The organism is Legionella fallonii LLAP-10, from assembly GCF_000953135.1.
GTDB classification, from domain to species: domain Bacteria; phylum Pseudomonadota; class Gammaproteobacteria; order Legionellales; family Legionellaceae; genus Legionella; species Legionella fallonii.
In genome coordinates this window covers 223,528-238,761 of the sequence record NZ_LN614828.1, presented here as the reverse complement: position 1 = coordinate 238,761, position 15,234 = coordinate 223,528, and the positions used below count along the sequence as shown (strand labels likewise).

Sequence of the window (15,234 nt, the reverse complement as noted above, 5' to 3'; positions counted from 1 at the left end):
CTGTGGTCCGATAGTTATTTTTGTAGCGCGTTTCTTCGAAAATAATCCTGATATGCAATTGATAGCCAGCATTAAAAATTTCTGGTTATATAATAAAATCAAATTATGCCCAAGATATGAATATGTAGGATATAGGATTAAAAATGGATGCTGTAAAAAAAGATCGGAAAGGGGTTGTTTATTTGCATTGGTTGAATGCAATAACCACATTTAGTTTTGCTGTGTTGTTCTCCTCATTATCTCTTTATTTAATAAAGAATATTGGTTTAACTCAAATGCAATCCAATGGGATAGTTGGATTTTTTCTCGCGTCAAATTTTATTTTACATTTTGTAGCTGGATACATAGGCGATAGGTTTCTAAGTAATCGATTACTATTCGCTATCTCAACACTCATACAAACATTAGGCCTAATAGTTCTTAATTTTTCTGATTCATTAGTTTATCTAGGATTAAGTTTATTTTTGATTGGCTGCGGCTTAGGCTCTACTTGTATTAACTGCCTTATTACCCAGCAATTTAGTAATCATGAAAATGAATTACGAGAAAAAGCGTTTTTTCATAATTACAGCGCAATGAATATTGGATTTCTTTCTGGTTATATTATGGGAGGATTTATCGATATTCACGATCGATACGAGCACTTATTTGAAGTAAGCAATTTAATTAATTTGATTACCGTGTTTTTTATCGTTAAGTCATGGCGCTATTTTGATAAAAACAAAACAAATACGCGAGAGGAAATAAAAAAGGGTAGAGTAGGGCTGTTGTTAATTGTACTTATTGTGCCAATTCTTTTTGCTGGATTTCATTATTCCTGGCTGGCAAATAGTCTCATACTTTGTATAGGTGTTGCTGCATTAATTTATATTACCTTATTAGGACATTGTTTAAGTACTAGCTTTGAGAGAAATAAAATTTATTCTTTTGTATTTTTAACCGGAAGCTCTATTGTTTTTTGGATGTTGTATTTTGTCGGACCAATAGGCGTTACGCAATTTTTGAAATATAACGTGGATATCTATATCGGCTCTTATTATATTCCTCCGCAATGGCTGATGAATTTGAATTCTATTTTTGTAATTGTTGGTTCACCTATAGTAATTGCTTTATTCGAGAGGTTAAGAAAAAAACACATCGTTATTTCTATATCGAGACAATTTATATATTCCTTAGTGTTTATTGCGTTATCGTTTTTGGCACTAACTATTGGTATAGAAAATTCCAATGCTAATGGATTAACTAGCATGAGTTGGATTGTTGCGCATTATCTTTTCCAAGCCTTAGGGGAGTTGCTTCTTGCTCCGGTAGGTTATGCGATGATAGGAAGTCTTGCTCAGGAAAAATTGCAAGGACTCATGATGGGAGTATGGATGATGGCGTCAGGAATAGCAGCTACCTTATCCAATTACTTTTCCAATTTAATGACCCAATCTGAATCATTAAATCCGATTGTGAGTAATGAACATTACATGGGTACATTTACTCAGTTAAGCCTTTATGCCATTTTTGGTGCATGCATTCTTTGGTTATGCTCTAAAACGATTGAAAGCAGTATACAAAAAACATCAAGTAGCTCAATAGAGGGAATAGCATAATCTAATGCAGCGAATATTCGGCTTGCAATTTTGATAATTTTGCTTCCTCCTGAGCCAGTATTTTTAGAAAGTTTTCCAATATATTAGGGTTTTTTATCGTTTTAATATCTTTTTTAATGCCATTAATAAGACTTTGTTGTACTTGCAGTGACTTTCGTAGTTTTATGTTAGGGCTGGGCGGTTGAGGCAAATCATAAACATTTTGCAGGCGGTTATGTGTTGCAACCTCGTTCAATCCAGAGTAACTGCACTCTTCTTTTTTAAGAGTTAATCGTGCTACTTGTTCCTGCTCTTCTTTTTCTTGATAGCGTTTTGCTTCAGGAGAATATTTATTAAACCCTTTTGGTGTTTTCCAGCGATTTGCGCGAAGAAGTTGAGAGATAATATTAATTTTATGCTGGAATGTGCCAATGTTTTGAAATTGTTCCTGGTTGTTTATTGAAAATACCACTTCATCAAAAACTTTTTGGGGTGACGATAATTTTACTCCGTGCTGTCTTTGCACATTCAACAACATCCCTTTAACGATATTGAGTTCAGTAAGTGCTAATGTATTGCTTGAATTGTTATGAATAATATTATTAATTACTTTATTTTGATCTTTATTAATGGATTCTCTTAAAACGGGAGAATCCATTCTCTCGTTTATATCGTGTGCAGAATTAGGGCTCTTTTCTTTTATCTCAATGATGTTTTCAGGTGCCTTAATGATCAATTGTAATTTGTGTTGAAGTAATTCTGAAATTGCTATAAATGAACGTGGAACACCGTAATATTTAAATCTTTTACGAATAATAAACCCTGCTTCCTCCAAGTTTTTGAGATAGATATATGTGCGGCTTTCACTAAAGCCCAGTTCTTCTGCAAGCTCAGGGATTTTTTTAGTAAACCATAATCTATTCTCACGCTTCAAAAGAGTGCCTTGATGATGAAAGATAATTTTATCTAAAAGAAGGGCTTCTTTCGGGCATTTGGTTAATGAAAGAAGCTTGTTAAAGCCCAAATAATAAATCGAATTGTTCATAATACATCCATGTGCAGAAAAGTTTACTTAATTAACCCTGATGTGGCCAGCATATAAATTAATTGTGGTGTGGTTTTGCAATTGAAACTTGTTTTTAGATCACTGAGTCGATAGAGAATGTATCGTTTAGACTTTTTTGTGTCCTCAGCAATGTCATTCACATGGCATCCGTTGACTATCATCTTGATGATTTGATTATCTACATGGTCGATTATCATCATATAAACTCCGTTTCTATTTAATGCATTTCAAGTAACATAATTTATAACTTGAAAAGCGTTATTGCAATAAAAAATTTTATTTTTAGTAAGTATTTTTGTTACATAAAATACATCGTCGTTGAATATACTCAACTTCTCCTGTATTATTTCTCTCACTAACTGGACTTTGATGTTGATATCATGAGTGAATTATCTTGGGATCAGGTAAAAGCAGGCATAGCTAGAGTTAACAAGCGACTTTATGACGTGTTAGAAACCATCGATGGTATTCAAAACATGCTTTTTTCGGTGCTTGACTATCAATATGGGCAAATCATTGCAGATGAACATCATTTTTATTTGCCTAATACAGGCGGAAAATTATCGTCTGTTCCCTTTTCAATGGTTTTAGAGAAAAAACTCGAAATGTTCATTGAATTTAAAGGAAAATCAAGTACTCATCAAATATACAGCGAAGGGGATTTTTTAAACGTTAGTTCTTTGTACAATGCTTCAAATACGCATCATCCTACAGATATATTGCAAATATCGTCTGGTGCAAGGAACACGTTTTTGCTTTGCCCTGTGGCAGACGCAAGGCCTCATGCAAGTTTAGAACGATATTTTAAAGCAGATATTCCGGTTCCAGATGATCTTGGAAATCATTATTTAACGTTTAAGAGCTTGTGTGAAGCGGCTAATTGTAACTGGCGAGCCAAATTGTTAGTGTTCCCCTCTGAAATCGTTGCATTAATTAAAGCCAATAAATTACCGACTCTGTTAAGTTTAATCATGGAATTTGATTCTAATCAAAATGGATATTATGCAAATCTGCCTTTTTATAATTATCTAATGGCTTATATTAGAGCCAATCATCCTGAAATATCCCAGAATGAATTTACTAATAACGCGATTAGCCAATTAATTACTATAGGTACAGGACAGGTTCCTGGTTATGGTTTAGCTGTTAGTGATGACTTGTTGCCTTTGGATTTTATTGTTGAAACCTATCGTGATATTTACAAATCGAAATACACCCCTTTTGTTATGGAACCGGTGCATTTTGACAAAACTAAAAACAATCCCGTGTTTTATTCGATCCTCAAAGAAGAGATGGCTTTTAAGCCGACTTCTTTTGCTAATAAACCGCAGCGCTGTGAGTTGATCTATGATACGTATCTCCAGTATGCAGATTATATAAATAAATTGGGCCATTTTAAAAACACACCCTTTTTTGATAGTGCAACGATGCTTGAGTTAACCCTGTTTCATGAAAAGAGAAATCAAGTCACTAATAATTTATTTAAATTACCAAGAGAAACCATTTTTGATTACGATCCTCGATTTTTAGAAATAACCAATAAACTTGGTTATTCCGTGGAGCAATTTCCTTCGAAAACTGCTTTTTTAGTAGGGTGTTTTGGAATTAAATATAATGAAAATAAAGACATTGTTGTGTATTGATCCTCTACAGGATTATGAATTAATTGATGGTGATGTACTCTATCAACGAGGAATCACTCCTGTCTTTGTAATAAAAGAGTCCTCCAAGGTGGTTAAAGATAGGGAGCATGTGTTAGTAAATTCATTTTCCTATGAAGATCTATTGGCGATTTGTGATTCGGTTCGCCCAGATTATATTGTATGTTTTTCAGAAGATTTGTTTGTAGATATAGCCAAGATTCGTGAGTGTCTTAATATTTCTGGCATGAGCTTGGATAAGGCCATGTTATTAAGTCATAAAGATCTCATGTATCGCCAGTTAGATGATTCTTTTCCCTATCCTAAAACAACCACATTGATTGAATCTCCAACTTTTACATCAATTAAAGAAAAAATAGGGGCCCAGGATATTTTTATTAAACCCATTAACTCTTCTGGATCTTATGAAACTTATCATATTAAAACGGAAGAGGAGTTTTGCCTTTTTTTAACCAATAAGAAAGAAGGCGAAGAACAGTACATTGCTCAAGCGTATGTTGCCGATGATTTATATCATTCGGAGTTGGCGGTATTTGATGGGAATATAATATTTGTGGAGGCCAGAAAATATACTCATCCAAACCATCTCATGGTCAGTAAAAATGTACCTATTTTTAGCCTGAATATTTTAGACGCACATCAGAGACAAGCTGTCTTGGATGCTTCCGTGAACGTGTGCCGGTTATTAGGATTCAATAATGGAGTACTTCACACCGAGTTTTTCATGAGTGAGGATGGTTATATTCAATTTATTGAAACCAATGCCAGACCACCAGGTATTGGTTTAAATAAATTATATCAAAAAAAATATTCCATCAGTCTTGAAACAATTTTATGTTGTATTGTGTGCGGCGTTGAGCCTCCAGATTTAGTAGAGAATCAAAGACACTTTGTGTGTGGTTACTTTCCTAGAAAACAAGGAGTGATAAAGAATATTAAAAAACCCGAGCTTAATGTTCAAAATGAATGGACTTTTTTTGTTAAACCAGAGGACACAAGTGAACACATGGCACATATGTCTAAATCAGCGATGGTTCTTTGCTGGGATGATTCTCTTGCTAAGATAAACAAGGCAGGAACTTTTCTTGCCGAGCAAGATATTGTAGAGGTTTATTGAGTTGAATAGATTAAAGTCTCATCTTCGCTGCAGATGAGTTTTTACCTAGGTCTTTAAACAGTTGTTCGTTCATATGCACCACCCTAGTTAGATATGTATGAATTATATATATCCTTTATATAAAAAGCTACAGGTTATAAGAATGTATGAATATCAATTAATAGAGTTTAGTTCAGAACGAAAAGAAATCCAATTGGTTTCTAATAAGTCAAATTTACAACAGATACTGGCCGAATTTTATAAAGAGAAATATGAGCAGTTGTTTGATGAAGAGGGTTGCTCTAAGGGATACATTTCCGTATTCATTAATTCAAAACAAATGACATCTACCAAAGACATTACGCTTCGCTCTAATGATGAGATCTGTATTGTCGCCTCTATATCAGGAGGATAGCCAGAATGGACCGATACAAACGGCAAACAGTGGTTATTGGGGAGCATGGCCAACAACTAATAAATAATGCGTCGGTGATGATTGTAGGGCTTGGTGGTATTGGAAGTCCGGTGGCTCAATACCTTGCTGCAGCAGGTGTAGGAAGGTTAATTCTGGTTGATGATGATAAAGTAGATTGCTCTAATTTACATCGACAAATTTTATTTAATGAATCTGATGTTGGGTATTATAAGACTGAGAAAGCAAAAGATGTTTTAGGCAAAGTGAATAGTAATGTGGTTATAGAGACACATACTAAAAAATTTGATGTGGATTTGGGGTACTCTTTAAGTACCGATGTCGATTTGATTATTGATGGAACCGATAATTTTGAAACACGCTATCTGATTAACGATATTTGTGTTTTAAAAAACAAAGTATTTATCAGTTGCAGTATCTTAGTGGATATTATTCAGCTTGTTTTATTTGATACGCGAAAGTTTTGTTATCGTTGCGTCTATCCTAGTCCACCTCCTACGGGCGTTATTCCTAATTGCTCTGAGGCCGGTGTATTAGGAACAGTAACAGGAATAGCCGGAACGATGGCGGCTAACCTTGCCTTAAATTATTTACTTAATGCAGAGAATGCCCAATTACCACAATTACGAATCATTGATGCGAAAAATTTCAGCATTTCTTCTTTATTTATAAAACAGAGTAATGACTGTGTTGCCTGCAAGCAAAAAACAATCAATTTTGACAACCTGAAAAGTCAATGCACTGATTATGGAATTACCTTCAATGATCTTGATAGAAACAAACATTTTCTTGTGGATATACGACAAAAAGAAGAGCGAGAATTTATTAAGTTGGATGATGATTTATTTTTTCCTATTAAGGATAATAATGATTATTCGTTTTTCCTATCTTATAAAGATAAAAAGTTGGTTTTTTATTGTGCGTCTGGGTATCGAAGTAAATTGTTCTCATCAGAGCTTAGAGCGTTAGGTGTGGAAGCTTATTATCTTGATGAAAGGCTTTCTAAATGAATTTTGAACGTACAGAAACGTCTTTAAGAGCTCGCCATTACCAAGAAACCCTATGCGTATTGACTCCTTTTAAGAGGCTGGCAGGAATTACGCGATTAGCCGATTTAACCCATTTGGATTACTCAGGATTACCTGTTTATAGTGCAATAAGACCGAGAGCGAAATCCTTAACTACGAGCCAGGGAAAAGGATTAACCAAAGAGGCGGCTCAATGTTCAGCGCTGATGGAGTCGATTGAAGTCTATTTTGCTGAAGAATTAGTTCCACAAGTAGTGAATAAATCAGAGCTTGAATTAGCTCAAGACAATGTTTTTTTTATACCAATAAATCATCTGGCAAGTTCAGTGCATTATACTTCCCCATCCCAATCGATGAATTGGATTCATGCTGATTTAGTGTTTGCGGAAAAAAGTATCCTTGTGCCTTTTGCCGAGTATTCTTTGAATTCCTATTTGCCCGAGGTATTGATTTATTCTCCTGACTCTACAGGACTTGCTGGAGGAAATACTTATCAAGAGGCTTTGTTACATGGGCTTTTGGAGGTTATTGAGCGATGTGAGCCTGAACAGGTTTCTGAAATGGTTGAGGTTAATAACGAGCTGCTTAAAAATATCTCTAATAAATTTTCTTGTTTCATTACTCACCAAGAAAATAGGTACGGAATTCCCGCTTTTGAGGTATTGATCCAAGCAAAAAATCCTTTTGAAAACCAAATTTTATTTAAAGGGAATGGGTGTCATCTTAATAAACAAATCGCTTTGAATCGCGCACTGACGGAGGCCATTCAGTCACGTGTGACTACGATAGCCGGTTCTCGTGATGATCTGGTTCATGCTAAATATGATTTTGAGAGCAATGAGTTTCCAGTAATTACAAATAAAAAAGAGTTTGCGGACGTACTGAATCATACGATAGAAACGATAGATGAAGCACTATCGGTACTCTTTACGCGAATTAAAAAAAATAATCAGGATATTTTAGTGTATCGCTATTATGACAAAGAGCTATGTATTTTGAAGGTAAAGCTCATTTCTAAGGACTTAATCAGTCATGCATGAAACCGTTGTTTTTTTAGAAACGTCGCTATCCAAGCAAGAGGCGATGCAACTATTTCCTGATGCAAGTTATTTGCCCTCAATACAAAAAGGTGATGTGCTTAAAGCAATAAAAAAAGGGTATAAACGCATTGTCATTATCGATGGTAATTTTTCTTGGGTTCCTTCGGTGTGGCATAAAGAAATATTAATAGCATTAGACTACGGTATTGAAGTTTGGGGTGCGGCTTCAATGGGTGCTTTAAGAGCAGCGGAACTAGATGTTTTTGGCATGAAGGGTTATGGACGTATATATGAGATGTATAAGAATAATGAATTAGATGGTGATGATGAAGTGGCCCTTGCCTATTCTAAATACAATCAAGATCAAACGATACCGTTGATTAATGTTCGCTTCACCCTTGAGCGAATCAATGTCCCTAATATAGGGGGGATCTTAGACTCTATACGTACAATTTTTTTCTCTGAGAGAACATGGGAGAACATTGCTCGGCATGTACCCAATGAGCTTTATGATTTGATTAAATCTCATTATATAGATTTAAAAAAAGAGGATGCCAAGTCGTTATTGCATTACTTAAATCAACAACCGGTGCCAAATAAAAACTTGGCCTTGAATACAAACAAAAGAGAATTTACTTTTTTTGAAAAAAAATTGATTGAATCTACTTTTTCGCCTGCATGGCTAAGCGCCTCTAAATGTCAGCAAGCAGAAGATACAACGCATATACAGCGAGCTGCATGTATTCTTAAGTTACTCGCTATTCCTGCAACAAAAAAGAATAAGCATCATTATCAATCCTTGCTGTTGATTCTTGATAAACAACCCTACGGGATAACCGAATATGAGCTTATCTATCAAGTGGAGCAATTTAGAGAGGAGCGTAATCTATTAAAAGGTAAGTCGTTTTTTAACTGGCTAAAGGATAGAGATCTGCATGAATCTAACTTGGAACAACTCTTTACCGATTATGTAAAACTCACTAAATATTGGGTTATTACCTACGATTACAATAACTATTTTAATTAAAAACCCCACTGTAAAAAATTTTTTTCACTTTTTTCTCTTCCTTGCACCTAGGTGAATGCACCTTCATTTAAATGATGGTTCAATAACCTTATCGCTTATCAAAATAATCAATTATGACTGTGGAACAAGAAGTATTCGATATTTTAGAGAGTTGTATTTCCTGTTTAAAACAGGCAGCCATAAACATAAGTGGTTTGGATTTTGATAAACATGCACAAGCGGCAATCTATGCTTATTCATTATTGAGACGGCAGCAGTTGTTTTTAATGTATCCGATTGAGAATGAAACAGTGCATTAACAGATAAAAATAAGCCAATAGAAGAGGAATAAATATGTTGATTTTAACGCGCAGGGTAGGGGATACCGTGGTTATCGGAAATGAAGTGTTTTGTACTGTTTTAGAGCAACAACACGATGGTCAAATAAAGCTGGCATTTGATGCGCCAAAGTCTATTCCAATCCATCGTTTTGAGATTCAAAAACAAATTATGCAAAAGATTAAAGAGGGTGCTTATACGCATGATATGACCTTGAATGAAACAGTAATTGATCGCTTAACGAGCCAGTTTAGGGTATCTCACTGGAATTAACTGCTTATAAATTAGGATAATGCAATGAATGCATACATTAAATCAGGATTGACACAATCATTGCTCGTTGGAGCAATGACCGTACTTACAGGCTGTGCGGCAACCCACACTGTCCTAGAACACGGTTCGTTGCAAGTGAGTACAAAACAAAGCGACACTATCTTTTTACACCCCGTATCCAGTGCTCAAAAAACGGTTTATGTTTCTGTGCGAAATACTTCTGATGAAGAGGTTGCTATCCAGCCTCAGCTAAAAACTGCATTAATTAACCATGGGTATAAAGTACTCGATAATCCCGATGCTGCACATTATATGTTGCAAGCAAATATCTTAAAAATTGGGAAAATGAATGCTTCAGCGAGCCAATCAGCATTACTTGGTGGTTATGAGTCTGCTATCGCAGGAGCTGTGGTAGGTACGGCTGCAGGAAGTTTCACTAACTCCACGGCCGGAATGGTCGCTGGTGGTTTGGGTGGTGGATTAATTGGTATGGCCGCGGATTCGTTAGTTAAAGATATTAATTATACGATGATTACTGACATTCAAATCAGCGAAAAAGTGGGGAAAGGAATTAAGGTTAAAGAGCAAGTGCAATCGAATCTAAAAAATGGCAGTAGCACAATGATCTCTCAAAATTATTCACGCGACAGCAAGTATCAAAGCTATAAAACGCGTGTAGTGTCGAGCGCAAATAAAATGAATCTAAAGTTTGTGGACGCACGTCCCGCATTAGAGCAGGGTTTGATAAAAACAATTGCTGGTATCTTTTGATTAGCCTGAATAGAGCTCTATGAAAGAAGCATATGCCTTAAAAAATAATCTGTTAAAGAGGGAATAGTAATGAGAATCAATATACTAGCTGGACTTATTATCATGACATTAGGTGCGCAATACGCTGTTGCAGCTAATTTAAATAACTACGATTTAGAACGGCGAATTTTTGATGTGTCTTACCAATTAAACCAGATAGCCGAAGAACACACCACCGATTTATGCTCTGGAGATGTCGCAATCGCTGCTGCATACCTGGAGTCAGCAGGACATGAATTGCAACACCAAAACAAAGACAGGGCGCTGGTTTCTATGGCCTATGGACACAATGAATTAAAAGAAATCAGCAATGCAAGAAGTTACTGTGTTCATCTATCACCAAAGATAAAACCTTATCTTGCAAAAGTTATCGTGATGAAGAGTGAACTTGAGAACATCACCGTTCCAGATACAGATCAGACATCGGATTAATTTTAAAGAATGAGAAAAGGAGTACTTAATGAACGCAATTAAAATAGTCATGTTATCGATGACATTCTTGGTTGGAAGTGGAGTGACTTATGCTGAGCCAGAGACAGGGATTGAAAACAACGTAAAACTTAATCAGGTACTTACAGCCAATGTTCCAATGAATGAGGAACAGGATGTCGAATATTTCAAGCACCTATTTATTAATGGGGGCCTTTATGAGTTTTTGTTGGCTCTGAATACCGAGGTGCCAGAACTATCTAAAACAGCGGAGTATGTGGCTTTGTACAAAAAACTGGATTTAACAAATCAGATGTTGTCACAAATTTTAGTGGAACTGAAAAAAAATAATCAATTATTAAGTCAAAAGGAGTGACCATGGATGGATAAGTACTCTTTTTAAAACCGCGATTTATTAAATAAAAAAGAATAAAAAATGAGCACAAATTGGGGCTCAGGGGATTTCTTTACCCAAAAAATGGAGATTCATTAAAAATGAAACAAAAGAAGCTTAAAAAATCATCAGTATTCCTAAGTACCTTGCTTTTATCGGGAGCCGTGTTTTCAGCTTCTCTGGATAAAGAGGCATTGGCTTCAGAGTGCCAATTTTTGGGGACTAGTTTGAGCCAATTGGCAAAAGCCAACCTCAAAGAGTATTGCACAACCGATATAGGTTATTCAGGAAGTATGCTGGAGCAATCTGCCTCCCTAATTCGAGGCGAACGCATAGAGCTCGCACGGGATAATCTCGATCTTGTGAATAGGACATTAGCACGTGTTGCATCTAATTATAACGATTGTCCTTATTTCTCATCAATGACACGGCCTTTTGCACAAAAAATAAATCATTTAATTCACGAATTGGATTCACTCAATCAGCGTTCATCAAACTAAAGGAGGGCATTATGAATGTCAGTACAGTAATCAGAAAAAGCAGTATCAAGCTTCATGAATTTATACAGTGGTCAGTCCCCTTGTTGGTCTTCAGCTGGGTTGTTGTTTTATGTCTTACCAATACAGGATATGCAGAAGGTCAAAATTATTTAAGTGCGATGAAAGGGGATGTCAGTGCAACCTTTGGTAAGAATTCGGATTTGCCAGGTTATTTATACGCGGGTGAAACACTGGTGGCCGGCGTTACCTGGATGAAAACCAAAAGTCCCTGGGTGTTTGTGGGGTTGCCTTTACTCATGATTTTCACCCATTGGGGTTTAAGTTATGTCGCATAACTATTCCACGTTTATGTTGTCAGAGGAACCACGCATTGCTGGGATTCCTTTGACCACTGGACTACCTGTGTATTTGCTCACGGGTATTGGATTACTCATCGGTTATGCACCGCAGCTTTTTGTAATTGGGGCCGTTTTAAGTTTAATCATGCATTTTCAGTTTGGTGGACTGCCTTTACGGGTTTTATTAGGAATTATTTATTGGTCCTTACCACATGCCATGACAACGCTTATTTTTAGGTCATTCCCTAATTCAGCGCATCGAATCTACGTGGGGTGAGTTTATGGATCGTGTATTTCGTGACAATGTGCTTTCAAAAAATAAAGTGTTGCTTCATCTGACACTGGCTTGGGCGGTCACTGCAACCATTGCCGTGTTCATTTTGGGTGGGCTTTGCGTTCATGTCGTTAATAACAAAGAAACTCATTGGTTGCCCATCTGTATCGAAGACGGTTACTTCTTGAGTAACTCTTCCTTTTCTCCTTCCTATATTAAAGACATGACTAAAAGGGTCATTCAATTACGATTAACCTACAATCCAGATACGGTAGCAGCTCGATTTGCTTCATTAGTGCATTTAATTCCTGCGTCTCATCAAAAGGCATTCAAAACCATTCTGGACTCAGAGTCCTCTGTGGTGAAAGAAAAAAATATCAGCTCTGTGTTTTATGAAAAAGACATTGAAATAGACGAATCCACCTTACAAGCCAAGGTAAAGGGTATTTTAAATCGAACCAGCCATGGTCTGGAAGTTAAGCCACAAAGCAAAGTGTATTTAGTCCAGTTTGATCACCTGAACGGGATGATGTGGCCTAAGGCTATTAAGGAGATTCACCAATGAAATCACTTCACATTCTCGTGTTAAGTTGCGTGCTCCTTACCTCACTGCATGCCGGCAATACAGCCGCCTTGCTTAAATTTGAAGAAGGGGAGCGATTTACGTTGTCTTTGTCTTCTCTTAACTTTAATCGCATTGATGTGGAAGGTGAGCGAATTATTAAAGTCAGTTTTCCTGAACATTCCTTTATTGTGGAGCAAAGCAAAGAGACAGAGGATGATTTAGATGGTGCTGTAGTTTTAAAGCCATTAGCACATATTCCGTTAACCGTCTATTTCACAACAAGTCTGAATCATCATTTCTCAGCCACCATATCTCCGACTGAAGATTTGGGTAAAACCATAAAATTGGTATCCAAAAAATTAAAAGGATTTGATTATGCGAAGGCAAAAGAGCAGAGCCAATATCAAAATAGCGATTTAATGACGGCACTTATGGAAGGGACCCAGCCTTCCGGTTTTCAAGAAGTGGAGATTAAGCCCACGACCTTTCGTTTGCATAAACAGTTAAAAGTAACTCTGGTGAAACAATACCGAGGAAAAGATTCTTCGGGATATGTGTATCGCATTGAAAATCAATCCCAAAAACCAATGGAATTAACGCCAACATTATTCGATCACCCCAAACTGGTTACGATGGAGCTGTCAGAAAAAATGTTGCAAGCCAGTCAAACCGCCTATTTTTATGGCATTTACCGTGAACAATCCAACATCGGGTAATAAGGAAGCGTGTCATGATGAAACCGTTTAAAAAGTTAATGAATAAAAGTAAAAAAGCCAATCTTAATCAAAGTGCCAAAATGGAGCAGCTCCGTAATGGCTTGGCTTTTCTGCTGCTTGGTGGATTGTGTTATGGATTCTATCTTTATTCGTCAAAGACACAACCTACGCTTCCTGCAAATAAAAAGCCTGTGTTTGATGGGGTATTAGACAGCGCCTTTAGTAAATTAAGTGATGAGGCCGTACTTGAAAAACAACAACGCCAAATTGACGCACTCAAAGCCTTGGTAGAAAAAAATAAAAAGAACACACCAAACAAATCAGACGATCTGGTTTCCGAAAACCAAGCCTTATTAAGCGCTATGCAAAAACAATTAGAGAAGCTGGCGCTTGAAAATAAAGAAATCAACGGAAAACTACAGGTTGCACTGCTTAAAAATTCACAAACCAGTTTAGCTGCGGTGGCCGCAAGACCGCCTACGCGTGAGGAAATAGAAGCGCGTCATAAACAACGTATCCTGGATGAAAAAGCCTATTATGGAAAAGCGGGGCTTGAAACGGTTCATTTTAATTACCGCCGCCAACAAAAAGAAGAGCGCACACCGGATAATTACGTATGGGCTGGAACCCACGCCGAAGGCATTTTACTGAGTGGAGCAAAAGGGGATGCTGGAATTAATGGTGCTAAAAATATGGGGACGGCACTGATTCGTCTGGATTCCAATGGGATTATGCCCAACAACCGTCATTCACGCCTTAATGGCTGTCTGGCTATTGTTTCAACTTATGGTGATTTATCCGATGACGCGGTAGTGATGCATCTTGAAACCCTCTCGTGCGCGAAACCTAATTTAAGTTTTGAGCAAAAGGTGTATGGCGCAGTGTATGACTTGGATGCGATGCAAGACTTACGCGGCACGTCCATTTTAAAAACCAAACCTCTTTTAGAATACAGTGCTGCTGCAGGGATTTTAGCAGGTTTTGGAGATGGGCTTAAAAACCTTAATACGGCTCAAACCATTAATCCAGCAGCAGGCACCATTACTACCTACGGCCAGGCTTCCACCCTCGTGCAATCAGCAGCAGGAGGGGCTGTGAGTAATCCGGCCAATAAAATCTCCGACTACATCATGAAAATCGCCGATATTTATCATCCATTGGTGGTGGCACGTGCTGGACGTCGTGTGTCCATCATGTTCACCAAAGGCTTTTGGATTGATAGGGCGCACCAATCGTTTGAGTCGGGCAAATCCATTGATAATCAATCGGCTCAAAATGAGGCTGCGATTACAACAACCATCAGCCGGGTAGGCGGTGAAGCAGGGGAGAGTAACAGTGGAGAGCCTTCTGGGCCACAAAACACGTTCCAATCCGATACGCAAACGGCGCAGCAATTCTTAAATCAGAATGGGATGCCCAATCAACCGCTCTTTTCAACAGTTAATCCTACAGGAGACGTACATGGTTAAAGCATGGCTTGTTTTGTTCTGTTGTTCGGCAGTGATGCTTACGGGGTGTTCACGATCCATTTTTGATCATCAGGATGTTCGCTGTCCTTTTGTCGAGCGTGGTGGGTGCCAAAGCATGGAGCAGGTGAATCGTATGGTTGATGCACGGCGATTTACACCGGATGGGCAATACGTGCAACAAGAGCAATGTGTAGGCTGCAGCGCCTATTCAAAATAAATG

21 protein-coding genes are annotated in these 15,234 nt (G+C 37.3%); 19 read left to right on the top strand and 2 right to left on the bottom strand.

What is annotated here, in order from left to right; translation table 11 throughout:
- The first annotated feature begins 143 nt into the window (after nucleotides 1-143).
- Complete coding sequence (locus LFA_RS18610) at nucleotides 144-1,598, top strand: peptide MFS transporter (protein WP_045097929.1); 1,455 nt, start codon at nucleotides 144-146, stop codon at nucleotides 1,596-1,598.
- Nucleotide 1,599: 1 nt separating this feature from the next.
- Here LFA_RS18610 and LFA_RS18605 read toward each other — a convergent pair whose 3' ends face one another.
- On the bottom strand, nucleotides 1,600-2,622 hold the full coding sequence (locus tag LFA_RS18605) for a helix-turn-helix domain-containing protein (protein ID WP_045097928.1): 1,023 nt from the start codon (nucleotides 2,620-2,622) through the stop codon (nucleotides 1,600-1,602).
- A 23-nt stretch (nucleotides 2,623-2,645) separates the two neighbouring features.
- The gene (locus LFA_RS18600) at nucleotides 2,646-2,843 is read right to left on the bottom strand and encodes a hypothetical protein (RefSeq protein ID WP_231865952.1); all 198 of its coding nucleotides are present in this window, start codon (nucleotides 2,841-2,843) and stop codon (nucleotides 2,646-2,648) included.
- A 180-nt stretch (nucleotides 2,844-3,023) separates the two neighbouring features.
- On the opposite strand from LFA_RS18600, the gene LFA_RS18595 reads away from it, so the two are divergent.
- The 18 genes from LFA_RS18595 (at nucleotide 3,024) to LFA_RS18510 (ending at nucleotide 15,231) form a co-directional block, all read left to right on the top strand.
- A complete protein-coding gene (locus LFA_RS18595) occupies nucleotides 3,024-4,286 on the top strand; it encodes a hypothetical protein (protein ID WP_045097927.1) in 1,263 nt (420 codons plus the stop codon).
- Nucleotides 4,258-5,421 carry an ATP-grasp domain-containing protein gene (locus LFA_RS18590; protein ID WP_045097926.1) on the top strand — a complete coding sequence of 388 codons (1,164 nt, stop codon included), beginning with the start codon at nucleotides 4,258-4,260 and terminating at the stop codon, nucleotides 5,419-5,421. The genes LFA_RS18595 and LFA_RS18590 overlap by 29 nt, the downstream gene beginning before the upstream one ends.
- Nucleotides 5,422-5,518: 97 nt before the next feature.
- Nucleotides 5,519-5,815, top strand: a complete 297-nt coding sequence (locus tag LFA_RS18585; RefSeq protein ID WP_231865951.1) for a ubiquitin family protein — start codon at nucleotides 5,519-5,521, stop codon at nucleotides 5,813-5,815.
- A gap of 5 nt (nucleotides 5,816-5,820) precedes the next feature.
- A complete protein-coding gene (locus LFA_RS18580; protein WP_045097924.1) occupies nucleotides 5,821-6,843 on the top strand; it encodes a HesA/MoeB/ThiF family protein in 1,023 nt (340 codons plus the stop codon).
- Complete coding sequence (locus LFA_RS18575) at nucleotides 6,840-7,901, top strand: YcaO-like family protein (protein WP_045097923.1); 1,062 nt, start codon at nucleotides 6,840-6,842, stop codon at nucleotides 7,899-7,901. Before LFA_RS18580 ends, LFA_RS18575 begins: the two co-directional genes overlap by 4 nt.
- Nucleotides 7,894-8,928, top strand: coding sequence for a TfuA-like protein (locus LFA_RS18570; RefSeq protein WP_045097922.1), 1,035 nt, complete (start codon nucleotides 7,894-7,896; stop codon nucleotides 8,926-8,928). The genes LFA_RS18575 and LFA_RS18570 overlap by 8 nt, the downstream gene beginning before the upstream one ends.
- A gap of 113 nt (nucleotides 8,929-9,041) precedes the next feature.
- Nucleotides 9,042-9,227, top strand: coding sequence for a hypothetical protein (locus LFA_RS18565; RefSeq protein WP_045097921.1), 186 nt, complete (start codon nucleotides 9,042-9,044; stop codon nucleotides 9,225-9,227).
- A 34-nt stretch (nucleotides 9,228-9,261) separates the two neighbouring features.
- On the top strand, nucleotides 9,262-9,519 hold the full coding sequence (locus LFA_RS18560) for a carbon storage regulator (RefSeq protein ID WP_045097920.1): 258 nt from the start codon (nucleotides 9,262-9,264) through the stop codon (nucleotides 9,517-9,519).
- 24 nt (nucleotides 9,520-9,543) lie between these two features.
- Nucleotides 9,544-10,290: a complement resistance protein TraT gene (locus tag LFA_RS18555; RefSeq protein WP_045097919.1), complete on the top strand. Its 747-nt coding sequence runs from the start codon at nucleotides 9,544-9,546 to the stop codon at nucleotides 10,288-10,290.
- 69 nt (nucleotides 10,291-10,359) lie between these two features.
- On the top strand, nucleotides 10,360-10,761 hold the full coding sequence (locus tag LFA_RS18550; RefSeq protein ID WP_045097918.1) for a hypothetical protein: 402 nt from the start codon (nucleotides 10,360-10,362) through the stop codon (nucleotides 10,759-10,761).
- A gap of 28 nt (nucleotides 10,762-10,789) precedes the next feature.
- Nucleotides 10,790-11,134, top strand: coding sequence for a hypothetical protein (locus tag LFA_RS18545; protein WP_084602260.1), 345 nt, complete (start codon nucleotides 10,790-10,792; stop codon nucleotides 11,132-11,134).
- A 119-nt stretch (nucleotides 11,135-11,253) separates the two neighbouring features.
- The gene (locus LFA_RS18540) at nucleotides 11,254-11,652 is read left to right on the top strand and encodes a hypothetical protein (protein WP_045097917.1); all 399 of its coding nucleotides are present in this window, start codon (nucleotides 11,254-11,256) and stop codon (nucleotides 11,650-11,652) included.
- 11 nt (nucleotides 11,653-11,663) lie between these two features.
- Nucleotides 11,664-11,987, top strand: a complete 324-nt coding sequence (locus tag LFA_RS18535) for a type IV conjugative transfer system pilin TraA (RefSeq protein ID WP_045097916.1) — start codon at nucleotides 11,664-11,666, stop codon at nucleotides 11,985-11,987.
- Nucleotides 11,977-12,267, top strand: coding sequence for a type IV conjugative transfer system protein TraL (gene traL / locus LFA_RS18530; RefSeq protein WP_045097915.1), 291 nt, complete (start codon nucleotides 11,977-11,979; stop codon nucleotides 12,265-12,267). The genes LFA_RS18535 and traL overlap by 11 nt, the downstream gene beginning before the upstream one ends.
- A gap of 4 nt (nucleotides 12,268-12,271) precedes the next feature.
- Nucleotides 12,272-12,829 carry a TraE/TraK family type IV conjugative transfer system protein gene (locus tag LFA_RS18525; RefSeq protein WP_045097914.1) on the top strand — a complete coding sequence of 186 codons (558 nt, stop codon included), beginning with the start codon at nucleotides 12,272-12,274 and terminating at the stop codon, nucleotides 12,827-12,829.
- Entirely contained in the window at nucleotides 12,826-13,545 is a 720-nt protein-coding gene (gene traK / locus LFA_RS18520; protein WP_045097913.1) for a type-F conjugative transfer system secretin TraK, read from the top strand. Before LFA_RS18525 ends, traK begins: the two co-directional genes overlap by 4 nt.
- A gap of 14 nt (nucleotides 13,546-13,559) precedes the next feature.
- A complete protein-coding gene (locus tag LFA_RS18515) occupies nucleotides 13,560-15,014 on the top strand; it encodes a TraB/VirB10 family protein (protein WP_045097912.1) in 1,455 nt (484 codons plus the stop codon).
- On the top strand, nucleotides 15,007-15,231 hold the full coding sequence (locus LFA_RS18510; protein ID WP_045097911.1) for a hypothetical protein: 225 nt from the start codon (nucleotides 15,007-15,009) through the stop codon (nucleotides 15,229-15,231). The genes LFA_RS18515 and LFA_RS18510 overlap by 8 nt, the downstream gene beginning before the upstream one ends.
- The last annotated feature ends 3 nt before the right edge of the window (nucleotides 15,232-15,234 follow it).

Bases quoted from the DNA above. Each gene is read 5' to 3' on its own strand.
- LFA_RS18555 (WP_045097919.1), top strand. From the start codon at position 9,544: ATGAATGCATACATTAAATCAGGATTGACACAATCATTGCTCGTTGGA.
- LFA_RS18575 (WP_045097923.1), top strand. From the start codon at position 6,840: ATGAATTTTGAACGTACAGAAACGTCTTTAAGAGCTCGCCATTACCAA.
- LFA_RS18610 (WP_045097929.1), top strand. From the start codon at position 144: ATGGATGCTGTAAAAAAAGATCGGAAAGGGGTTGTTTATTTGCATTGG.
- traK (WP_045097913.1), top strand. From the start codon at position 12,826: ATGAAATCACTTCACATTCTCGTGTTAAGTTGCGTGCTCCTTACCTCA.
- LFA_RS18580 (WP_045097924.1), top strand. From the start codon at position 5,821: ATGGACCGATACAAACGGCAAACAGTGGTTATTGGGGAGCATGGCCAA.
- LFA_RS18605 (WP_045097928.1), bottom strand. From the start codon at position 2,622: ATGAACAATTCGATTTATTATTTGGGCTTTAACAAGCTTCTTTCATTA.
- LFA_RS18525 (WP_045097914.1), top strand. From the start codon at position 12,272: ATGGATCGTGTATTTCGTGACAATGTGCTTTCAAAAAATAAAGTGTTG.
- LFA_RS18595 (WP_045097927.1), top strand. From the start codon at position 3,024: ATGAGTGAATTATCTTGGGATCAGGTAAAAGCAGGCATAGCTAGAGTT.
- LFA_RS18515 (WP_045097912.1), top strand. From the start codon at position 13,560: ATGATGAAACCGTTTAAAAAGTTAATGAATAAAAGTAAAAAAGCCAAT.
- LFA_RS18565 (WP_045097921.1), top strand. From the start codon at position 9,042: ATGACTGTGGAACAAGAAGTATTCGATATTTTAGAGAGTTGTATTTCC.
- LFA_RS18585 (WP_231865951.1), top strand. From the start codon at position 5,519: ATGAATTATATATATCCTTTATATAAAAAGCTACAGGTTATAAGAATG.
- LFA_RS18540 (WP_045097917.1), top strand. From the start codon at position 11,254: ATGAAACAAAAGAAGCTTAAAAAATCATCAGTATTCCTAAGTACCTTG.
- LFA_RS18510 (WP_045097911.1), top strand. From the start codon at position 15,007: ATGGTTAAAGCATGGCTTGTTTTGTTCTGTTGTTCGGCAGTGATGCTT.
- LFA_RS18550 (WP_045097918.1), top strand. From the start codon at position 10,360: ATGAGAATCAATATACTAGCTGGACTTATTATCATGACATTAGGTGCG.
- traL (WP_045097915.1), top strand. From the start codon at position 11,977: ATGTCGCATAACTATTCCACGTTTATGTTGTCAGAGGAACCACGCATT.
- LFA_RS18600 (WP_231865952.1), bottom strand. From the start codon at position 2,843: ATGATGATAATCGACCATGTAGATAATCAAATCATCAAGATGATAGTC.
- LFA_RS18570 (WP_045097922.1), top strand. From the start codon at position 7,894: ATGCATGAAACCGTTGTTTTTTTAGAAACGTCGCTATCCAAGCAAGAG.
- LFA_RS18560 (WP_045097920.1), top strand. From the start codon at position 9,262: ATGTTGATTTTAACGCGCAGGGTAGGGGATACCGTGGTTATCGGAAAT.
- LFA_RS18545 (WP_084602260.1), top strand. From the start codon at position 10,790: ATGAACGCAATTAAAATAGTCATGTTATCGATGACATTCTTGGTTGGA.
- LFA_RS18590 (WP_045097926.1), top strand. From the start codon at position 4,258: ATGAAAATAAAGACATTGTTGTGTATTGATCCTCTACAGGATTATGAA.
- LFA_RS18535 (WP_045097916.1), top strand. From the start codon at position 11,664: ATGAATGTCAGTACAGTAATCAGAAAAAGCAGTATCAAGCTTCATGAA.